General features: G+C 30.2%; 1 protein-coding gene. It reads right to left on the bottom strand.

The features are described 5' to 3' along the window. Positions 1–336: 336 nt before the first annotated feature. A partial coding sequence (locus PF022_RS08705) for a hypothetical protein (RefSeq protein WP_271023562.1) occupies positions 337–3,916 on the bottom strand: 3,580 nt, incomplete at its 5' end.

Below are 3,916 nucleotides of genomic sequence, written 5' to 3'. Positions count from 1 at the left end.
AAAGACAGAAACAGATAATATTGCCTTTTTAAAACTCATTTGAAAACTCCTTATAACCTTAGTATGATTCTAATTTACAATCAGTAACTTTTTGCTTAAAATTTATAAAAATAAAAATTTATTGTAGTTCCACCACTTATAAACTTATAATAATTAAAATAGCTATTAAAATCCAGCAAATTGCACCAAATATTTTTTCCCCTAAACTTAGTGGAGGCAAATCACTCTCATCTTCCATTTTTATTCCTTTAAGTTTTTATGTTATAATGCTCCAAGCTACCTCGCCAACAAGCATAACCAAATACTATGTAATGGGCTTGTGGTTGGCAAATAGTTTTAGTGTGTGTCATAGTTGGCATTAGCTAGTAGCTTTTTATCCATATATTTGATAGAGTTCTCATCTAGTTTAATAATCTCTTTAATTCTATTTTTCTTTTTATCTGCATAAAGAGTTTTATAATTTATTTCTCCATTTTCATTAACTCCTATTCCAAAAATTCCTATCTTATTATTTTGATATTCATAAATCTTATAAAAATAAACACTCGCTCCAATGTCGTTTTCTTTTTCTGCTATTATCATTGGTTGTTGCAATACATCAAAAAAAGTTCCTTTCATAAAATTTCTATTTACATTGTTTGTATTTTTATAAAAATGTTTATAAGCATAAGGGATATTTATTTTTATATCCTTGTATGGAGTTTTTAAAACTCCATACTTTCCTTCTTTATTTAAAAATAAATCTTGGAATTGCTTAATATTTTTAAAATTCGCCTTTGGCAACTTTTGTGCTTGGAATTTACTTAAATCCACTCTCCCACTAGAATCCAAAAACGCTTCCTCTAACTCCTTGCTTTGCTTTAAATCCACGCCTTTATTCTCTTTCTCATTCTTAAAATACAACAAATCCTCATCATTTCCCTTTATGAGCCTCTTTAGCTTTGATAGAGTTTTAATATCATAAAAAGTTTTATGTAAAAGCTCTCCATTTTGAGAAATTGCAAAACTAGCTAAAGACACAAGACCATTTTTATTTACAAAAGGTTTGTAAAACACATAGGAATCTTGTATAATATCTTTGGTTTTAACTTCTCCATTTAAAGATTTGGTGTTCTTTTTATGCGAGGAAGGGCTAGGCGTTATTTGTGAGTGCTTAGCTTGGGTTAAGGCTATGGAATTTAGCGGATATTTTTGCCTCACTACAAAAAGTGGGTTCTTAAGCGTTTCCATAAAAGCACCACTTAGTTCCCTTCTATCTTGCATATAAGTATTTTCGTAAAGATGTCTATAGGTTTTTAGAATATTTTTAAAATCAACCCTGCCTATTGGCGTATCTACAAAATAACCTTTGTTATCTTTTTTTGCACTTCTTATAAATTCTATTTCTTTTAATTCCTTTGGTAGCTTAACCGCTTGTGCTTTTAAAGCGTTCTCATTTATTTTATCATTATTTAAAAACGCATTTTCTAAAGCTTTTGCATTATCTCCTCTTGTGAGATTCTCCAAAAATAGCTCACTCCACTTATTAGCAAAAAATGCATTTGTTTTCCTTCCTCTATAATGTAGGTTTTCACTCTTTGCGATTTTTTCTAAATTACTCATAATTATATCTTTTGTAACTTCGTCGATGTCATAGACTACTTGACTTCTTATAATAGGTGCTAAGCCTTCCAAAATAATTAAATCTTGGTTATCTTTTGAGGCTATTGTATAGGATATTTTTGGAGTTTCTATAATCTTAAAAAATTCCTTGCCTATTGGTGTGTCCTTTGCTTCTAGTGGTATATTTGCCTCTTTTAATTCCTTTAAAAAATACTCTTCTTGGCTTTTTATCCCATCTCTTTCAAAAAACCACTTTTTGTTTAACTCATATATTTTTTTGTGAGTATATAAATCATTCATAGAGAGTTTTTGTTGTAAATACTTTTTACCCATTATGTTATCTTTTAGGTATTGGTTGTATTCCTTTTTGTTCTCTTTTAAGAAGTCTTGTAAGGCTTTTGTATTTTCTACATCTAGGATATTTGCTTGATTGTAAATCTCCTCATATTTGGCAGTAAAGTCGCTATTATAATTATCCATAATTTTATGCAATATGTCTTCTGTTTCTTCTAAGGCGTCTTTTGCTTCTTGTTTGCTTAATCCTAATGCCTCTTTAGTGTAAGAAAAGATTCTAGCAAGTGCATTAATTATCTTACTAAAGAGGTTTTGCTCTTTTAAAAAGTTTCTAAAATCTTTACTTGATAATTCTGCTAGAAATTCTTGTGCATTGTAAAGCCCATACAATCGCCCCTCTTCTTTATTTTTTGTGGCATTTTCAAACATATCTTCACTATAATCTTTAAATATCTTTTTGGGGTGTTTTTCTGTTATAGTTTTATAGATATTTTTTAGTTCTTCTATGGCTTGTATTTGTGGTTTAGTCAATAAGTGTTTTGAGCCACTTTCATACGCATGTATTGCCCTTGAACTTACAGAGTGGATTAACTCATGCAATATTACATTTGGTATTTCTTTTGGATTATAGATATTAAGTTTCTTATCAATCATTGCACGATTGAGGAAGTAGGTATAACTTCCTGCCTTTTTAGTTGGATTTATTTGCTTCCAATATCTAACACCTAAAGTATTTGCTACTTGTAAGACTTTATCAAACAATACATCATTATAAGGGTCTTTGTTAGTTTCTTTAAATTCCTTGTAAGCTTTTTGCAAACTTTCATTAAGGGTTGTAATATCTAGGCTGGTTTTTTGGGTTGCATTTTCTAATCTTGCTTTTAAGTTCTCTTTGTTCTCTTGCAAATTTGTTTTAGTATTTGTTGTATTGTTTTTGCTTTTTGTTTTGCTTGTGTTATAATTGGCTAAGTCGTTAGGGTGTAGATTAGTCCCATCACTCTTAGTAATCTCATTACTTGGTAGAGAATCAGAATGAGGAGACTTATCTATTCCTACATTATCTTTTCTTTTTACTTTATCTATAAATTTTTGTATTCCCTCTTTTGCTTTAGGGCTTTTAAATTGTGCCTGTTTAGATTCTAAGTTTTTTATTTTAGTTTCATTAGTGTTTATGCTTATTGTTTGTGGTTTTTGTGCTGATTTTAGTTCTTTCGTGCTATAATTTCCATTATCGCCATTAGCACGACTCACGCTTGAAGTGCTAATATTATGCTTGGTTTGGTGCGGATCGGCTGGACTAGGGGCGGTATCAAACCTATATGCAGTTACAATCCACTTTCTATCTTCCCCATTATAATCAAGGGCTATTAAAACTCTATTGTCATGCGTGTCAATAAAAGCTCTATTTTTACCTTTTTCTACCTCCCCTTTTTCTATAATTTGTGGTATCTCTTTTACAAACTCTTCTGCCTTTTTCTCTGCCTCTTCTTTAGAGAATCCTTGCTTTATAAATTCATCTGTTCTTCTCTCTAAAATATGTTGCAATCCCATTTTAGAATCTCCCCAAACTACATCAATATCCCCTAAGCCTTTTTTATAAAATGCACTTGCTACTTGACCTTTATATTTACCTTGTTTTATCTCATTTCTGCTTAGTAGTCCTGCTTCTTTTCTCTCTAAAAAGTCTTTAGATTCTATAAGCAATTTTTCTATTGCTCCTTTACCATCTCCTATAAATTCTATATAGTTTGTGCCAAACTCTGCTAAAGGCTTATATTCTCTAAGCACTTGATAAGTAGCTAATTCTTCTCTTAGTTTTTGTGCTTTTTCTTTGTAGTCTTGTGCGGTTATTTGCATAACTTCTACATCTTGTTTATCTCCTTCTTTTTCAAGCTTTTTAGCATATATATTAAACTCTTTAACGATCTCGTCGTTTTTTAAAATCTCTTTTTTTAAATCTTTAAAAAATCCATCCTCTCTTAAAATTTGAACTGCCGAATAATTCTCGGTAGTTAAAAAG

The organism is Helicobacter sp. WB40 (assembly GCF_027859275.1).
GTDB classification, from domain to species: Bacteria; Campylobacterota; Campylobacteria; order Campylobacterales; family Helicobacteraceae; genus Helicobacter_D; species Helicobacter_D ibis.
Note: the sequence above shows the minus strand (reverse complement) of the source record. Positions and strands in the feature narration are given on the sequence as shown.